Origin of the sequence: Candidatus Pantoea deserta, from assembly GCF_003813865.1 — a bacterium.
GTDB lineage: Bacteria > Pseudomonadota > Gammaproteobacteria > Enterobacterales > Enterobacteriaceae > Pantoea > Pantoea deserta.
Genome location: NZ_RMVG01000003.1, coordinates 358243 through 374423, shown reverse-complemented (window position 1 = coordinate 374423; position 16181 = coordinate 358243). Strand labels below are relative to the sequence as shown.

The window sequence follows — 16181 nt, the reverse complement described above, 5'->3', positions numbered from 1 at the left end:
CAGCCCGACCTGCTTACAACGTTTGGGGGAAAGTTATGGCCTATTTCATCGATCGGCGGCTGAACGGCAAAAACAAAAGCGCAGTCAACCGACAACGCTTTTTGCGTCGCTACAAGTCGCAAATCAAACAGTCGATCTCCGAGGCCATCAATAAGCGTTCGGTGACCGACGTCGAAAGCGGCGAATCTGTATCGATTCCGGTAGACGATATAAACGAACCGATTTTTCATCAGGGACGTGGCGGTAGTCGCCATCGCGTTCATCCCGGTAACGACCATTTTGTGCAGAACGACCGCATCGAGCGTCCTCAGGGCGGCGGCGGCGGCGGTCAGGGCAATGCCAGCCAGGATGGCGAAGGTCAGGACGAGTTCGTTTTTCAGATTTCCAAAGACGAGTATCTCGACCTGCTGTTCGAGGATTTAGCGCTGCCAAATCTGCGTAAAAATCAGCATCGGCAGCTTAATGAATACAAAACCCACCGCGCCGGCTACACCTCTAACGGCGTTCCGGCCAACATCAGCGTGGTGCGTTCGCTGCAAAATTCTCTGGCGCGACGCACTGCGATGACGGCGGGCAAGCGGCGCATGATGCACGAGCTGGAAGAGGCGCTGGCCGTGATTGAGAAAGCGGAACCGGCGCAGCTGCTGGAAGAAGAGCGCCTGCGCAAGGAGATCGCCGAACTGCGCGCCCGTATCGAGCGCGTGCCCTTTATCGACACCTTTGACCTGCGCTACAAGAACTTTGAAAAACGTCCTGAGCCATCCAGCCAGGCCGTAATGTTCTGCCTGATGGACGTTTCTGGCTCAATGGACCAGGCGACCAAAGATATGGCGAAGCGTTTTTATATTCTGCTCTACCTGTTCCTGAGCCGGACGTATAAAAACGTGGATGTCGTCTATATTCGCCACCATACGCAGGCTAAAGAAGTGGATGAGCAGGAGTTTTTCTACTCGCAGGAAACCGGCGGCACCATTGTCTCCAGCGCCCTGAAGCTGATGGATGAGGTGGTTAAAGAGCGTTACGACCCCGCGCAGTGGAATATCTATGCCGCGCAGGCGTCTGACGGCGATAACTGGGCGGACGACTCCCCGCTGTGTCACGAAATACTGGCGAAAAACATTCTGCCGGTGGTGCGTTACTACAGTTACATCGAAATCACCCGGCGCGCGCATCAGACGCTGTGGCGAGAATATGAGCATCTGCAAGCGATGTTTGATAATTTTGCTATTCAGCATATCCGCGAGCCCGAAGATATTTATCCTGTATTCCGCGAGCTGTTTCACAAACAGGCAGCGGAAGCCTGACGCTAAGCCGGTCGCTGACCGGCTTTTTTTTTAATCGTCTGAATACCTGCCAAAATACCCGCCCTTAATCCCCTTGACGAACAACGCCTTTTTTTTGCACATTAAGCCTGTGCTTAAACAGAAAAATCTATTGGCAAAAATAAAGCTATCGCACTGACAACTTACTGATTATGCATTATCTTTTCGCAGATGCCCGGTAATTCCACGCGCCAGCCTTCTTATGAACGTCGTAACCGCAGGAGACCACATTGAACCACAACATCGTCTATAGCCTTTTTATCATCGGTTCTGTGCTGGTTGCGTCGAGCATCTTACTCAGTTCTTTCTCGTCGCGTCTGGGCATCCCTATTCTGGTGATCTTCCTGGCTCTGGGCATGCTGACCGGCGTCGACGGCATTGGCGGAATCGCCTTTGATAACTACCCCGCCGCTTACCTCATCTCCAACCTGGCGCTGGCGGTGATTTTGCTCGACGGCGGGATGCGCACCAAAGCCAGCTCTTTTAAGGTGGCGCTCGGTCCGGCGCTGTCGCTGGCCACGGTCGGCGTGATGATTACCGCCGGACTGACCGGCGTGGCCGCCGCCTGGCTGTTCCGGCTCGATTTAATGCAGGGCTTTCTGATTGGCGCCATTATCGGCTCAACCGATGCCGCCGCCGTTTTTTCGCTGTTGGGGGATAAAGGCCTTAACGAACGCGTCAGCTCGACGCTGGAGATTGAGTCGGGCAGTAACGATCCGATGGCGGTATTTCTGACCATCACGCTTATTGAGATGATTCAGAAAGGCGAAACCGGTCTGGACTGGATGTTCCTTGTGCATCTGGTGCAGCAGTTTGGTCTGGGCATCGTGCTGGGCCTGGGCGGCGGCTGGGCGTTGCAGCAGTTAATTAATCGCATCAGTCTCGCCACCGGGCTCTACCCGCTGCTGGCGCTCAGCGGCGGCATTCTGGTTTTTGCCCTGACCACCATGCTGGAAGGTAGCGGTATCCTGGCGGTCTATCTGTGCGGCTTTTTGCTTGGCAATAGCCCGATTCGCAACCGTCACGGCATTTTGCAAACCTTCGACGGCATGGCGTGGCTGAGTCAGATCGGCATGTTTATCGTGCTGGGCCTGCTGGTTACGCCGTCTGACCTGTGGCATATCGCCGTGCCAGCCATGATCCTGTCGCTGTGGTTGATTCTGGTAGCGAGGCCGCTGTCGATTCTGGTCGGTCTGCTGCCGTTTCGCGGCTTTACCGGACGCGAGCGCATCTTTATCAGCTGGGTCGGCCTGCGCGGCGCGGTGCCGATCATTCTGGCGGTCTTTCCCATGATGGCCGGGCTGGAGAACGCCTCGCTCTACTTTAATATCGCCTTCTTCGTGGTGCTGGTGTCGCTGATGTTGCAGGGGACTTCGCTGGGCTATGCAGCGAAGAAAGCCAGAGTGGTGGTGCCGCCCACGGCCTCGCCCATCAGCCGCGTCGGGCTGGATATCCATCCGGAAAATCCCTGGGAACAGTTTGTCTACCAGCTCAGCGCCGATAAATGGTGCGTCGGCGCAGCGCTGCGCGACCTGCAAATGCCGCGCGAAACCCGTATTGCGGCGCTGTTTCGCGATAATGCGCTCATGCACCCTAACAGCAACACGCGTCTGAAAGAAGGCGACGTCATCTGCGTAATTGGCCGCGAACGCGATCTGCCTGCGCTGGGCAAAATGTTTAGCCAGTCGCCCCCCGTTTCGCTCGATCAGCGTTTCTTCGGCGACTTTATTCTTGATGCTGAAGCGCGCCTGCGCGACGTGGCGCAAATTTATGGGCTGGAGCTGGATGAAGAAACCAACGACCAGCAGTCGCTGGGCCAGCTGGTGATGAGTATGCTCGGCGGCACCCCCGTCGTGGGCGACCACGTCGACTGGAACCATCTCACCTGGACGGTGGCGGAAAAAGAAGATAACCGTATTGTGAAAATCGGGGTGCGCGTCGCTGAAGAGCGAGAATAATCCGACTTAATATGGCTCGAAATTCTGGCGGAAACAGCTATGCTCATTATTTAACCCAGCGAACGGGAGCATATTATGGGGCACGTAGTTAAAATAGGTCGCTATGAGATTATTGATGCCGAACTCGACAGCGATAATCTACAGACCGTTAGTATTCCCTGCCAGACTAATCCCGGCCTGAGTTATCAGCTTGACGGCTGGGATCATGACACCAGCGTTCCCGCCTGGATTGACGGCGAACCGGTAGATTTACAAATTGCGCACTACGATAAGCAGCAAGACCAGTGGGTATTAAAAAAACCTGCCTGATCGCTTCTCTCTCCGCCAGCGATCATTCCTGGCGGTAATTCCTAAAAATCATCCTCAACCATTTGGTTATTTCCAGCTCGCCTTGTGTTTTATGCCTTAATTTCAATAAGTTATTCGGGTAAAACTTTAGGCAAAAAAATGTTTTTCAGATTTATTCCGTATTAACTCCGTCAAATATCTACTGCATACTCATAATCGTTGCTGCGGATTTTCGTGATTCCTGTCACGTAAATTTATTATCTCCTCTCCGCAGCCTGTATGGCTCTAATGACTGTAAAAACTGAATACTTTTTTATTTAAGTGTTCTGGTTGTCCACTCCTGAGCGCGTACTTGATTCTGGTCAGGCCATCTTTTACTGAAGAAAGAAGAGAGCAGGTGTTATGGCAAGTACACTGGTGATGAATGATGCGAGCCGCTCGTGGAGCGGTACGCGTAAAAATATCCTTGCAAAACTGGCATTAAGCTTTTCCGATTTGATCGCTCTTAATCTGGCGCTATTTTTATCCGCGGCCACTATCCAGGGGATCTGGGGCGATCTGGATGCGTTTATTCCGCCACATCAAATCGAATACCGTTTTATCGCGCAGTTTGCGCTTTCTGTTTTGTGCACCGCTTATTTTTGGATGCGCATGCGTCACTACACCTACCGCAAACCCTTTTGGTTTGAGTTGAAAGAAGTTATCAAAACCTTGTTTGTGTTTTCGCTGCTGGATCTGGCGCTGATCGCCTTTTCCAAGTGGGACTTCTCGCGCATGGTCTGGTTTTTTAGCTGGAGCTATGCGCTGCTGCTGCTGCCGCTGATGCGCGCCGGGGTCAAACGCGCCATCAACCGCGCCGGGCAGTGGCAAAAAGAGACGATCATCATCGGGTCAGGCAAGAACGCCATGGAAGCCTATGCCGCCCTGCAGAGCGAAGAGATTCTGGGCTACAACGTGCAGGCCTTTATCAATACCGACGATGAGTCCACCCTGACGAACGTGAATGGCGTGCCAGTAATTAACCAGCAGGATATTAACTGGCAGACCATTGACCGCGATAACGTCCAGTTCATTGTCGCCACCGAATTTGAGCAACAGGCGGTGCGCGACACCTGGCTGAAGTTCCTGTCGAAAATGAACTGCCGCTCGGTCTCGGTTATTCCTACTCTGCGCGGCGTGCCGCTGTACGGCACCGACATGTCCTTTATCTTTAGCCATGAGGTGATGATCCTGCGCGTCAGCAACAGCCTGGCCAAGCGTTCATCCCGCTTCCTGAAGCGCTGCTTCGACGTGGTGGTGGCCTCGCTGCTGCTGCTGTTCCTCGCGCCGGTTTTTGGTCTGCTCTGCTATATGGTGAAGCGCGATGGCGGCAACGCTATCTACGGCCACGAGCGCGTTGGCCAGAACGGCGAAAAGTTTAAGTGCCTGAAGTTCCGCTCGATGGTAACCAACTCCAAAGAGGTGCTTGAGCAGCTGCTGGCGACCAGCGCAGAGGCGCGCGCCGAATGGGATAAAGACTTCAAGCTCAAAAAAGATCCGCGCATTACCAAAATCGGCGGTTTCCTGCGAAAAACCAGCCTGGATGAGCTACCGCAGCTGTGGAACGTTATTCGCGGCGAAATGAGTCTGGTGGGTCCGCGTCCGGTTATTGAAGCCGAGCTGGAGCGCTACGCCGGCGACGTTGACTACTATCTGATGGCGAAACCGGGTATGACCGGCCTGTGGCAGGTGAGCGGCCGAAATGATATTGACTATGATACCCGCGTCTACTTCGACTCCTGGTATGTGAAAAACTGGGCGCTGTGGACCGATATCGCCATTCTGTTTAAAACTGCCGGTGTGGTACTGCGTCGCGACGGCGCCTACTAACCTGCCCTGAATGCCCGCTTAACGGCGGGCATCACATTTTTTTCCTTTTCTTTTTACCTCTGACTCATTACCCTTCCCGCTTGTTTTTACACGTGGTTTACCTCTGGTCTTTATGCAAAAATTTACCCTGATGCTGTTAAGCCTGGTGCTGCTGGCACCGCTGGGCATCGATCTCTATCTCCCAACTCTGCCTGACATCGCGCTGGGCCTGAATACGCCGGTCAGCCTGATTCAGACCACTATTCCGATCTTTTTGCTGGTTATGGGGTTAGGACAGCTGGTTACCGGCCCGCTGGTGGATAACTATGGGCGCAAGCCTGTGGCCCTTGCCGGTCTGCTGCTCTATATCCTTGGCAGCGCGGTGGCGGCCAGCGCCACTAACTGGCCGATGTTCCTGTCGGCGCGGCTGATTCAGGGCTGCGCTGTCTGCTGTAGCGCCGTGGTGGCCTTTAGCGGGGTTCGCGATCGGCTGGACGGCGACGAGGCGGCGCGCGCGTACGGCTTTCTTAACGGCGCGCTAAACATCGTCCCTGCGCTGGCGCCCCTGCTGGGCGGTCTGCTTGCCAGCGCCTTTGACTGGCGCGCGCCCTTCTGGTTTTTGTGCGCTTACGGCGTCGCGATCGGCCTGATGACGCTGCTGTGGCTGCCGGAAACCCGCCCCGCCAATACGCTGCGCGTAAAAGGTCTGCCGCTGGCGCAGTATGGCGCTATTCTGCGCCAGCCACGCTTTCTTGCCTTTACTTTTGCCAATGCGGGCGCGCTAGGCATGGTGCTGACCTATGTTTCGCTGGCTCCGCATGTGCTGATGACGGAAGGTGGCCTGACGCCGATTCAGTTCTCTTTCGCCTTTGGCGCGAATGGCTTCTGGATCATGCTGGTCAGCGCCTTCGTCAATAAAGCTATCCGTAAAGCAGGACGTCCCTTCTGTCTGGCGATGGGCTTTGTCACCATGCTGGCGGGCGCGCTGCTGCTGCTGGGAGGCATGTATTTACTGCCGGGCGGCGCACAGGCGCACTGGGCGCTCTATATGCTGCCGGTCGCGGTTTCGGTGGCGGGTCTGGCCTTCACCGTCGGTCCGGCCACCAGCTATGCGCTGGAGCCTTATCAACAGCAGGCTGGCGTCGCGGCGGCGCTTCAGGGCTTTATTCAGATGGCGGGCGGCGCGGCGGGCAGCCTGTTAATCGTGATGCTGCCCGTTGCGGAAAAGAGCGCGCTGGCGCTGATGATGCTGGCAGGGGCAGCGCTGGCGCTGATCGCCTGGCGTTGCAGCAGGAAAATGCACGGCTCTCTGACCGCGCTTAAATAACCTTCACCGGCACGCGAGGGGCAAGCGCGCACATTAGCTCATAGCCCACCGTGCCTGCGGCTTTCGCCACCTGATCGATTTTCACCTGCTCGCCCCACAGCTCTACTCTCGATCCGATCCCTGCCTCCGGGCAGGGCGTCAAATCCACGGTGATCATATCCATGGAGATGGCGCCAACCACCTGAGTCAGATGGCCATCAACGGCGACTGGCGTGCCGCTGGGCGCATGGCGCGGATAGCCGTCAGCGTAGCCACAGGCCACCACGCCGATACGCTGCGCCTGCTGCGCGCGATAGCGATAGCCGTAGCCGACGCCATCCCCCGGACTCAGCTGCTGAACGCCGATGATTTCACTGCTCAGCGTCATTACCGGCTTCAGACCGGTACTGGCGATATCCTGCCAGTCGCCGCTGGGCGACGCGCCGTAGAGCACAATACCCGGACGTATCCAGTCGTAGTGGGCCTCCGGATGCCACAGGGTACAGGCGGAATTCGACAGCGATCGGGGAAGGTTCAGCCCTTCTGCTGCCTGTTCAATGCGCTGAAGCGGTTCGATCAACCCGTCGGGATTTTCCGCATCGGCAAAGTGCGCCATCAGCGTAATATCGCCAGTGTTGGGCAAGGCGCGCAGCTTCTGAAAGGCGCCGCGGACCTGCTCCGGCCGGAAGCCGAGCCGGTTCATGCCGCTGTTGACCTTCAGATAGACATCGACAGGCGCGGAAAGCTGCGCCTCCGCCAGCGCGTTAATCTGCCAGTTGCTGTGGATGCTGGTCGTCAGGCGATAGCGATCGATCAGTTGCAGGTCACTGGCATGAAAAAAACCTTCCAGCAACAGGATCGGTTTGCGCCAGCCGCTGTCGCGCAGCAGTATCGCCTCTTCCATATTCAACAAGGCAAAGCCGTCGGTCTGCGCCAGACTTTCCCAGACGCGCGCCAGGCCGTGGCCATAGGCGTTGGCCTTTACCACCGACCAGACGTGCGTGCCGGGCGCCGCGTGGCGTACGATCGCCAGATTATGCTTCAGCGCCTGTTGATCAATAGTGGCGAATACGGGACGTGACATACTTCCTCTCCGTGAATGTTAACGCGTGGCGTTCGCGTTGCGTAATGGTGAAGCTGACGGCATAAAGCCCGGCAGGTAGCGGAACACCGACAGATCGTCGGCAGCGATAGCCGGGGTTTTGCCGCTAATCACATCGGCCAGCAGCTGACCGGAACCGCAGGCCATCGTCCAGCCCAGGGTGCCGTGTCCGGTATTCAAATAGAGATTACTGAGCGGAGTTGGCCCGACAATCGGCGTTCCATCCGGCGTCATGGGGCGCAGACCGCTCCAGAAGCTGGCCTGGTCGATATAACCGCCTTCAGGATAGAGATCCCGCACCACCATCTCCAGCGTTTCCCGACGCGCAGGCAACAGTTTGTTGTTAAAACCAACAATTTCCGCCATGCCGCCAACCCGAATACGGTTATCGAAACGGGTCACCGCCACTTTGTAGGTCTCATCCAGAATGGTCGACACCGGCGCAGCCTCTGGATTTTTTACCGGAATGGTCAGGGAGTAACCTTTCAGCGGATACACCGGGATGTCGAGAATATGCTTCAGCAGCCCGGTCGAGTAGGAGCCGAAAGCCACCACGTAGCTGTCGCCTTTGATCACCTCGTTACCGCACTTCACGCCATAAATGCGATTGCCTTCGCGCAGTAGCTGATCCACTGGGGTGTTGAAACGAAACACCACCCCGGCCTGCTGCGCCATTTTTGCCAGCTTTTGCGTAAACATCTGGCAGTCGCCGGTTTCATCATTAGGCAGACGCAAACCGCCCGTCAGCTTATGCTGGGTTGCCGCCAGCGCCGGTTCGACGCGCGCCAGCTCGCTGGCCTGAAGCAGTTCGTAAGGCACCCCCGCCTCGCGCAGCACCTCGATGTCCTTGCTGGCGCTGTCGAACTGCTGCTGCGTGCGAAACAGCTGTAGCGTTCCGCCCTGACGTCCTTCATAGGCAATCCCGGTCTCTTCACGCAGCGCCTTCAGGCAGTCGCGGCTGTACTCCGCGATGCGTACCATACGGCTTTTGTTCTGCTGATAATGCTGCATGTCGCAGTTGCGCAGCATGTTCCACATCCACTCCAGCTGGAAGCTGCTGCCGTCGAGGCGAATGGCCAGCGGCGCATGACGCTGGAACATCCATTTGACTGCTTTAAGCGGCACGCCCGGCGCCGCCCAGGGCGCCGCATAGCCCGGCGAGATCTGTCCCGCATTGCCCGCGCTGGTCTCCAGCGCCGCATCGGGCTGCCGATCCAGCACCGTTACCTGATGACCCGCGCGCGCCAGATACCAGGCGCTTGCCACGCCAACTACACCACTACCCAGAATCACTACGTGCATATCGCCCCCACCGGCAATCCATCAGCATAATCCACTACTTAAAAGGGCAATACCCGCGCATTTGCGACTGCCGATAAATGCCCTTACCCAGTTAACTTATTTCACATGTTTTTCACTTTTCCGAACACTAAAATCTTATGTCAGAGAAAAAATCAGTAACTTATGCGTCTTTTTTCCCTTTCTCAGCAGTTAATCATAGCGCAGGCGGCATTATTTACTTATTTCAGGAGAATAAGCCAACGCCATATAATCCGCTTATAAACAGCACTTTGTGCTGATTTTTATGGCCTGTATCACACATCAGCCTGTTAAATGCCTTTCCTGTTATTTTCAGATGATTTTGTGCCGAATAATTCGTTTGAGTTCCGCCCTCGGATAAGCGACAGTGGACTATCATTGAAGTGTTCACTCCGTTTTTGGGGTTCTCTTTCTTAGGGATGAGCCTTGAAATTACCTGAACCGGCTGCTCGCATCGGGCAAGCCTGTTTGCAAAACAGAGGTGCGCTATGACGACAATCTTTGACGATCCGATTAAGGACAGCAAACGACTCAGCGATGGACCGGACTGGACATTTGATTTGCTCGATGTCTATCTTGCGGAAATTGACCGCGTAGCCAAACTCTACCGACTCGACACCTATCCTCATCAGATTGAAGTGATCACCTCTGAGCAGATGATGGACGCCTACTCCAGCGTAGGGATGCCCATTAATTACGCCCACTGGTCATTCGGCAAAAAGTTCATCGAAACCGAGCAGCGCTATAAGCACGGGCAGCAAGGCCTGGCGTATGAGATTGTGATCAATTCCAATCCCTGTATCGCCTATCTGATGGAAGAGAACACCATGACTATGCAGGCGCTGGTGATGGCGCACGCCTGTTACGGTCATAACTCGTTTTTTAAAAATAACTATCTGTTCCGCAGCTGGACCGACGCCAGCTCTATCGTCGATTACCTGCTTTTCGCGAAAAAATATATCTCCGACTGTGAGGAGCGTTTCGGCGTGGAAGAGGTGGAACGTCTGCTCGACTCCTGCCATGCGCTGATGAACTACGGCGTCGACCGCTATAAACGTCCGCAAAAGATTTCGCTGCAAGAGGAAAAAGCCCGGCAGAAAAGCCGCGAAGAGTATCTGCAAAGTCAGGTAAATACCCTGTGGCGCACCTTGCCACGCCGTGAGAAAGAGGCGGTACACGTCGAGGCGGCGCGCTATCCGTCGGAGCCGCAGGAAAATCTGCTCTACTTTATGGAAAAAAACGCGCCGCTGCTGGAGCCGTGGCAGCGTGAGATCCTGCGCATCGTGCGTAAAGTCAGCCAGTATTTTTATCCGCAGAAACAGACGCAGGTAATGAACGAGGGCTGGGCGACCTTCTGGCACTACACTATCCTCAATCATCTTTATGATGAGGGCAAAGTGTCGGAACGCTTTATGATCGAGTTTCTGCACAGCCACACTAATGTGGTGTTCCAGCCTCCCTACAACAGCCCCTGGTATAACGGCATTAACCCTTATGCGCTGGGCTTTGCCATGTTCCAGGACATTAAGCGCATCTGCCAGTCGCCTACTGAAGAGGATCGTTACTGGTTCCCGGACATCGCCGGTTCCGACTGGCTGGAGACGCTGCATTTCGCCATGCGCGAATTTAAGGACGAGAGCTTTATCAGCCAGTTCCTGTCGCCGAAGGTGATGCGTGATTTCCGTCTGTTTACCGTGCTGGACGACGATCGCAACAACTATCTGGAGATTGCGGCCATTCACGATGAAGCAGGCTATCGCGCGATCCGCCAGCAGCTCTCAGCGCAGTACAACCTGAGCAATCTGGAGCCGAATATTCAGGTCTATAACGTCGATCTGCGCGGCGACCGCTCGCTGACGCTGCGATATGTGCCCCAGAGCCGCACTCCGCTTGATAAAAGTCGGCGTGAGGTCCTGAAGCATGTGCATCGGCTGTGGGGCTTTGACGTCAATCTGGAGCAGCAGAACGAGGACGGCAGCGTTGAGCTGCTGGATCGCTGCCCGACGCGCGGCAACAGCCTTTAAAGGCGCAGGCGAAAAAAAAACCGGACGCTGTCCGGTTTTTTATTATTAACGTTTGCTGCCCAGATCCTCAGGCATACTCTTCTGCATGCTGTGCCAGATTTCGCCGCTCCGGCGGCCATAGTCGCGCACCGTATCGACGATTTCATCCTGCGACGGCTCTTTGTCACACAGCGCTTCCAGCCGCGCATAGAAATTGCGCGCCAGCTCACGCGCCTCTGGATTGGAGAAATAGTAACGGCCAACGCGGGTATACAGCCCTTTCAGGCCGTTCAGGATCAGTCCGTAAATCGGATTGCCAGAGGCAAAGGCAAGACCGCGGAACACGCGGTAGTCAAGTTCGGTATAGGCATCGGCCTGATCGTCGCTACCGGCCACGCTCTCCAGCACGGCGCGCGCCTTATCCGGATGATGGCGCAGCGCGCGGCTGATAAAGATTGACGCGATATTGGTACGCACCGACAGCAGATTATCAATCAGCACCGGTACGCTGTCGTGATCCAGCCGCGCCAGCGTCTCAAGAATATTCAGCCCCGAGGTTTCCCAGAAATCATTTACGCGGGTCGGTTTACCGTGCTGAATAGTCAGCCATCCGTCTCGCGCCAGACGCTGTAGCACTTCGCGCAGCGTTGTGCGCGTTACGCCGATAAGTTCAGAAAGCTCACGTTCGGCAGGAAGGATTGACCCAGGAGGAAAGCGGCTATTCCAGATGCTTTCAATAATATACTCTTCAGCAAATCCCGCAGGGCTCTGCGCCTTAATGACCATAGCGATGTTTTCTCGTTGCTTTCTTTGTCGAAATGGCACTCATCATACCAGACGCCCTGACCCTGTTATAGACTGTGCAACGATTAAAAGCGCGCGCTGACGCAAAAATCAGCAGCCGCGCGCAAACCCGCAAGGTGATATTGCGCCTCAGGGTTCCGCTGATTACCCTTTCGCTCACTCTTTCTAACTGACAGGGCTTTTCGCCATGGAGATAACTTTCGGCCAGGCGCTATACCGCAACTTTCTTGGGCAGTCGCCTGACTGGTATAAAACGCTGCTGCTGGCGTGTCTTGTAATTAATCCGCTGCTGTTTTTCTTTGTCAGCCCCTTTCTTGCCGGATGGCTGCTGGTCGGCGAGTTTATTTTTACGCTGGGGATGGCGCTCAAATGTCATCCGCTGCTGCCCGCCGGCTTGCTGACGCTGGAGGCGGTCGCCATCGGCATGGCCAGCGCCGAGCAGGTGAAGCAGGAGCTGGCGGGCAACCTGCAAGTGCTGCTGTTGCTGATCTTTATGGTCGCCGGCATCTTTTTTATGAAACAGCTGCTGCTGTTTGTCTTTACCCGCCTGCTGCTGTCGCTGCGTTCGAAAATCCTGCTCAGCCTGACCTTTTGCCTTGCGGCCGCATTTCTCTCTGCCTTTCTTGACGCGTTAACCGTGGTGGCCGTGGTGATCAGCGTCGCGACGGGCTTTTATCAGATTTACCATCGCGTCGCCTCGGACGCCGGCTACGCCGCCGAAGAACATCATCAGCGCGCCACGCTGGAGCAGTTTCGCGCATTCCTGCGCAGCCTGATGATGCAGGCAGGCGTCGGCACGGCGCTGGGCGGCGTGATGACTATGGTGGGCGAGCCGCAAAACCTGATTATCGCTCACGCGGCAGGCTGGGATTTCACTAGCTTCTTTCTCAGAATGGCGCCGGTGACCCTGCCCGTACTGCTGTGCGGCATACTCACCAGCCTGCTGGTGGAGCGCCTGCGTCTTTTCGGTTACGGTGTCACTTTACCGGATGAGGTGCGCGCGATTTTACTGCAAAACGATCGCGAAACAGCCGCGCAGCGAACGACGCAGGACAGATTAAAACTGTGGATACAGGCGATAATCGGCGTCTGGCTGATCGTCGCGCTGGCGCTGCATCTGGCGGAAGTCGGGCTTATAGGGCTGTCGGTGATCATCCTCGCCACCGCCCTGTGCGGCGTGACGGATGAGCATACGATTGGCCAGGCCTTTACCGAAGCGCTGCCGTTTACCGCGCTGCTGACGGTGTTTTTCGCCATTGTCGCGGTCATTGTCGAACAGCAGCTGTTCAGCCCGCTGATCGCTTTTGTGTTGCAGGCGGAGCCGCATGCCCAGCTTAGCTGGTATTACCTGTTCAACGGCTTGCTCTCTTCCATCTCTGACAATGTGTTTGTCGGGTCGGTGTTTATCAATGAGGCGAAACAGGCGTTTAGCCAGGGCGCGATTGATTTGCAGCAGTATGAGCTACTGGCCGTCGCGACCAATACCGGCACGAATTTGCCTTCGGTCGCCACGCCAAACGGCCAGGCGGCCTTTCTGTTTTTGCTGACCTCGGCGCTGGCCCCGCTGATTCGCCTCTCCTATGGGCGTATGGTATGGATGGCGCTGCCCTTTACCCTGGTGATGTCGCTGGTAGGCTTCTTGTGCATTCGCTGGCTGCTGGTGCCCGTGACGGATACCCTGATGCAGTGGGGCTGGCTGGCGGCGCCTCATCTTTAAATATCTGCCCTGGATCAGGTTAAGTCGGATTTGCCCCTGATTTTCACCGGTACCAGGCTGGCACCGCCGCGCTTTTGGTTTACACTGCGTGGCATTGACGTTTACAGGGAAAGCAGAATGTTGCGATATCTTAATCAATTGTCACGCGGTCGCGGCGCCTGGCTGCTGCTGGCGCTGACGGCACTGGCGCTGGAGCTGACCGCGTTATGGTTCCAGCACGTGATGGGACTTCAGCCGTGCGTGATGTGTATTTATGAGCGCTGCGCGCTGTTTGGCGTCATGGGAGCGGGCATTGCAGGCGCGATTGCGCCCAATACGCCTCTGCGCTGGGCCGCGCTGCTGCTCTGGATTTACAGCGCCGTGGAAGGGCTGCGTCTGTCGTGGGAACACACCATGATCCAGCTTCATCCCAACCCTTTTACCACCTGCGATTTCGCCGCGCGTTTTCCGACGTGGCTGCCGCTGGATAAGTGGCTGCCTGCCGTTTTCGTCGCAGGCGGCGACTGCGCAGAGCGTAGCTGGATGTTTCTTAGCCTGAGTATGCCTCAGTGGATGATCGTGGTTTTCGCGGCTTATCTGATTGTGGCGCTCGCGGTGCTGATCGCCCAGCCGTTCAAACCGAAACGCCGCGACCTCTTTTCCCGCTGATAACAAACAGGCTGCCTGAGCAGCCTGTTTTACTATCCGTTACGGTCGGGACGATCGATGATATGGTCTTCCCAGTCGCGGACTTCGCTTTCCCGCACCGCGATATAGCGCACGGAGATTCGCTGCGCGTGCATCGCCGATTTTGAACCGCTCACCAGCGGATGCCACGCCGGCAGCCCTTTGCCCTCGCCCAGTAAACGATAGGCGCAGGTGCGCGGCAGCCAGTCAAACCGGGTCAGGTTTTCACGCGTCAGCTTGATGCAGTCTTCTTCCAGTTCGAATCGGCGCTCGTAGTTGCGGCACTGGCAGCTTTTGATATTGAGCTGGTTACAGGCGACGTTTGTGAAATAGATTTCATCCGTGTCGGCGTCCTGTAGCTTGTTCAGGCAGCACTGGCCGCAACCATCGCACAGGGACTCCCACTCCTCATCGTTCATTTGTTCAAGGCGTTTAGTCTGCCAGAAAGGAAGGTCACTCATGATGGCTGCGTCCGGATTAATTCAAAACCGCACCTTATATCGGGTCAGGCGCGGCGTTGCAAGTTTTACAGCACGCGCGTGCTGATGCCATGCCCGGCCAGCGACACTTCCAGCTTATCGCCGGAGCGCATTGGCCCAACCCCTTCCGGCGTGCCGGTCAGCACCACGTCGCCCGCGCGCAGGGTAAAATACTGACTCATATGGGCGATAAGCGGCAGAATTTTATGGATCATATCGGAAGTCCGGCCGTGCTGGCGCACCTCGCCGTTGACCACCAGCTTCAGCTCGGTGTCCTGCGGATCGCCCGGAAACTCCGCCGAGGGGATAAAGCCTGAGAGCGGACACGAATTGTCGAACGCTTTAGATTTTTCCCACGGCTGACCGGCTTTTTTGAACCCGGCCTGAAGATCGCGCAGGGTTAAATCCAGCGCCACGCCATATCCGGCAATCGCCTTCGCCACATGATCTTCGCCCGCCTGCTTAAGCGTTGCGCCAATCAGCACCGCCAGCTCCACCTCATGATGCACCTCGCCAAACGCGGCAGGAATGGAGAGCGGCTGGCGCAGATCGCAAATCGCGCTTTCCGGCTTGATAAAGATCACCGGTTCAGTTGGCGTCGCGCTGCCCATCTCCTTTATGTGTTTCGCATAGTTGCTGCCGACGCAGACTACCTTGTTCACCGGAAAATCCAACAAGGCGCCCTGCCAGTTACGATGCTGATACATGCTAATCCCCTGCTCTGTTTGATGAGATGCCGGCGACGCCGGCACGTTGATGTTTGCGGTTCGGCGGATCCTGCGCCCGCCGTGAGGGCAATAATAAGATGCTTTGGCAAAGATTAGTGTGCGTAAATTGTCAAAAAAGCATGAATATATGCTGCCGAAGCGGTGAAAATATCACCAGCCTGACGCTAATGAAGAATAATAAACAGTAAAAGGCGCGATCATCGCGCCATTAATTTGCTGCAAATCGTTATATATAAATATGCAGAGAAAGCGAGAACACTGATTATATTTACAGATGAATCTGAATTAATCTTTTTTCGCCGACTCAAGGTGAACTTTCAGCAAATTTTCCACCGGCGGCGGGATCTGCAAATAATAGCCTTGATCGTTAAGCGCTTGTTTAACTTTATTGATGTCGGCGTTAGCCAGTTTCTCCCTCTGGTCCAGCCGGAGCACCATCGCCAGCTGGGGCTTGCCGAAGCCGCGCAGCAGCTCCTCTGGCACGCGAGAAAAATCGTCCTTTTTTTCAACATAGAGATAAGTCTGGTCACGGGTCGGGCTTCGGTAGATCACACAAAACATATTTTTTACTCGAATAAACCTGGATGGTGGCTTGCCTGGAAATAACAGTAACTATAACATGCTTGCAGAACTTCGAATA

Annotated in this window: 14 protein-coding genes; 8 read left to right on the top strand and 6 right to left on the bottom strand. The window is 55.7% G+C overall.

Annotated elements, in window-relative coordinates; all coding sequences use genetic code 11:
- Positions 1-35 precede the first annotated feature (35 nt).
- The 5 genes from BBB56_RS07025 (at position 36) to BBB56_RS07005 (ending at position 6743) form a co-directional block, all read left to right on the top strand.
- Positions 36-1304, top strand: coding sequence for a YeaH/YhbH family protein (locus tag BBB56_RS07025; protein WP_123800144.1), 1269 nt, complete (start codon positions 36-38; stop codon positions 1302-1304).
- 248 nt (positions 1305-1552) lie between these two features.
- Positions 1553-3280, top strand: coding sequence for a potassium/proton antiporter (locus BBB56_RS07020; protein WP_123800142.1), 1728 nt, complete (start codon positions 1553-1555; stop codon positions 3278-3280).
- A gap of 75 nt (positions 3281-3355) precedes the next feature.
- Positions 3356-3589 carry a DUF1480 family protein gene (locus BBB56_RS07015; protein ID WP_123800140.1) on the top strand — a complete coding sequence of 78 codons (234 nt, stop codon included), beginning with the start codon at positions 3356-3358 and terminating at the stop codon, positions 3587-3589.
- Positions 3590-3970: 381 nt separating this feature from the next.
- Positions 3971-5437 (top strand): undecaprenyl-phosphate galactose phosphotransferase WbaP, encoded by a 1467-nt coding sequence (gene wbaP, locus BBB56_RS07010; RefSeq protein ID WP_123800138.1) that lies wholly within the window; start codon positions 3971-3973, stop codon positions 5435-5437.
- A 112-nt stretch (positions 5438-5549) separates the two neighbouring features.
- Positions 5550-6743, top strand: coding sequence for a multidrug effflux MFS transporter (locus BBB56_RS07005; protein ID WP_123800136.1), 1194 nt, complete (start codon positions 5550-5552; stop codon positions 6741-6743).
- On the opposite strand, the gene dadX is transcribed toward BBB56_RS07005, so the two are convergent.
- Together dadX and BBB56_RS06995 are read right to left on the bottom strand one after the other, a co-directional pair.
- Entirely contained in the window at positions 6736-7806 is a 1071-nt protein-coding gene (gene dadX, locus BBB56_RS07000) for a catabolic alanine racemase DadX (RefSeq protein ID WP_123800134.1), read from the bottom strand. The genes BBB56_RS07005 and dadX overlap by 8 nt on opposite strands.
- Positions 7807-7824: 18 nt before the next feature.
- On the bottom strand, positions 7825-9126 hold the full coding sequence (locus tag BBB56_RS06995) for a D-amino acid dehydrogenase (RefSeq protein ID WP_123800132.1): 1302 nt from the start codon (positions 9124-9126) through the stop codon (positions 7825-7827).
- A gap of 506 nt (positions 9127-9632) precedes the next feature.
- On the opposite strand from BBB56_RS06995, the gene BBB56_RS06990 reads away from it, so the two are divergent.
- Positions 9633-11168, top strand: a complete 1536-nt coding sequence (locus BBB56_RS06990; protein ID WP_123800130.1) for a SpoVR family protein — start codon at positions 9633-9635, stop codon at positions 11166-11168.
- A gap of 45 nt (positions 11169-11213) precedes the next feature.
- Here BBB56_RS06990 and fadR read toward each other — a convergent pair whose 3' ends face one another.
- Positions 11214-11933 carry a fatty acid metabolism transcriptional regulator FadR gene (gene fadR / locus BBB56_RS06985; RefSeq protein WP_123800360.1) on the bottom strand — a complete coding sequence of 240 codons (720 nt, stop codon included), beginning with the start codon at positions 11931-11933 and terminating at the stop codon, positions 11214-11216.
- 205 nt (positions 11934-12138) lie between these two features.
- Here fadR and nhaB point away from each other — a divergent pair, with 205 nt between their 5' ends.
- Both nhaB and dsbB read left to right on the top strand, forming a co-directional pair.
- Positions 12139-13668, top strand: a complete 1530-nt coding sequence (gene nhaB, locus BBB56_RS06980; protein ID WP_123800128.1) for a sodium/proton antiporter NhaB — start codon at positions 12139-12141, stop codon at positions 13666-13668.
- Between the two features lie 117 nt (positions 13669-13785).
- A complete protein-coding gene (gene dsbB / locus BBB56_RS06975; RefSeq protein WP_123800126.1) occupies positions 13786-14316 on the top strand; it encodes a disulfide bond formation protein DsbB in 531 nt (176 codons plus the stop codon).
- 32 nt (positions 14317-14348) lie between these two features.
- Here dsbB and ycgN read toward each other — a convergent pair whose 3' ends face one another.
- From ycgN to BBB56_RS06960, 3 genes are all read right to left on the bottom strand, one after another.
- The gene (gene ycgN, locus BBB56_RS06970) at positions 14349-14795 is read right to left on the bottom strand and encodes a cysteine cluster protein YcgN (RefSeq protein ID WP_123800124.1); all 447 of its coding nucleotides are present in this window, start codon (positions 14793-14795) and stop codon (positions 14349-14351) included.
- A gap of 65 nt (positions 14796-14860) precedes the next feature.
- Positions 14861-15520: a fumarylacetoacetate hydrolase family protein gene (locus tag BBB56_RS06965; protein WP_123800122.1), complete on the bottom strand. Its 660-nt coding sequence runs from the start codon at positions 15518-15520 to the stop codon at positions 14861-14863.
- Between the two features lie 306 nt (positions 15521-15826).
- The gene (locus BBB56_RS06960; RefSeq protein WP_123800120.1) at positions 15827-16102 is read right to left on the bottom strand and encodes a YcgL domain-containing protein; all 276 of its coding nucleotides are present in this window, start codon (positions 16100-16102) and stop codon (positions 15827-15829) included.
- Positions 16103-16181 lie beyond the last annotated feature (79 nt).

What these genes read in the sequence shown, in the direction of transcription:
- dsbB (WP_123800126.1), top strand. Translation starts at nt 13,786, where the DNA reads ATGTTGCGATATCTTAATCAATTGTCACGCGGTCGCGGCGCCTGGCTG.
- BBB56_RS07025 (WP_123800144.1), top strand. Translation starts at nt 36, where the DNA reads ATGGCCTATTTCATCGATCGGCGGCTGAACGGCAAAAACAAAAGCGCA.
- BBB56_RS06960 (WP_123800120.1), bottom strand. Translation starts at nt 16,102, where the DNA reads ATGTTTTGTGTGATCTACCGAAGCCCGACCCGTGACCAGACTTATCTC.
- wbaP (WP_123800138.1), top strand. Translation starts at nt 3,971, where the DNA reads ATGGCAAGTACACTGGTGATGAATGATGCGAGCCGCTCGTGGAGCGGT.
- BBB56_RS07015 (WP_123800140.1), top strand. Translation starts at nt 3,356, where the DNA reads ATGGGGCACGTAGTTAAAATAGGTCGCTATGAGATTATTGATGCCGAA.
- fadR (WP_123800360.1), bottom strand. Translation starts at nt 11,933, where the DNA reads ATGGTCATTAAGGCGCAGAGCCCTGCGGGATTTGCTGAAGAGTATATT.
- dadX (WP_123800134.1), bottom strand. Translation starts at nt 7,806, where the DNA reads ATGTCACGTCCCGTATTCGCCACTATTGATCAACAGGCGCTGAAGCAT.
- BBB56_RS06965 (WP_123800122.1), bottom strand. Translation starts at nt 15,520, where the DNA reads ATGTATCAGCATCGTAACTGGCAGGGCGCCTTGTTGGATTTTCCGGTG.
- nhaB (WP_123800128.1), top strand. Translation starts at nt 12,139, where the DNA reads ATGGAGATAACTTTCGGCCAGGCGCTATACCGCAACTTTCTTGGGCAG.
- BBB56_RS06990 (WP_123800130.1), top strand. Translation starts at nt 9,633, where the DNA reads ATGACGACAATCTTTGACGATCCGATTAAGGACAGCAAACGACTCAGC.
- ycgN (WP_123800124.1), bottom strand. Translation starts at nt 14,795, where the DNA reads ATGAGTGACCTTCCTTTCTGGCAGACTAAACGCCTTGAACAAATGAAC.
- BBB56_RS06995 (WP_123800132.1), bottom strand. Translation starts at nt 9,126, where the DNA reads ATGCACGTAGTGATTCTGGGTAGTGGTGTAGTTGGCGTGGCAAGCGCC.
- BBB56_RS07005 (WP_123800136.1), top strand. Translation starts at nt 5,550, where the DNA reads ATGCAAAAATTTACCCTGATGCTGTTAAGCCTGGTGCTGCTGGCACCG.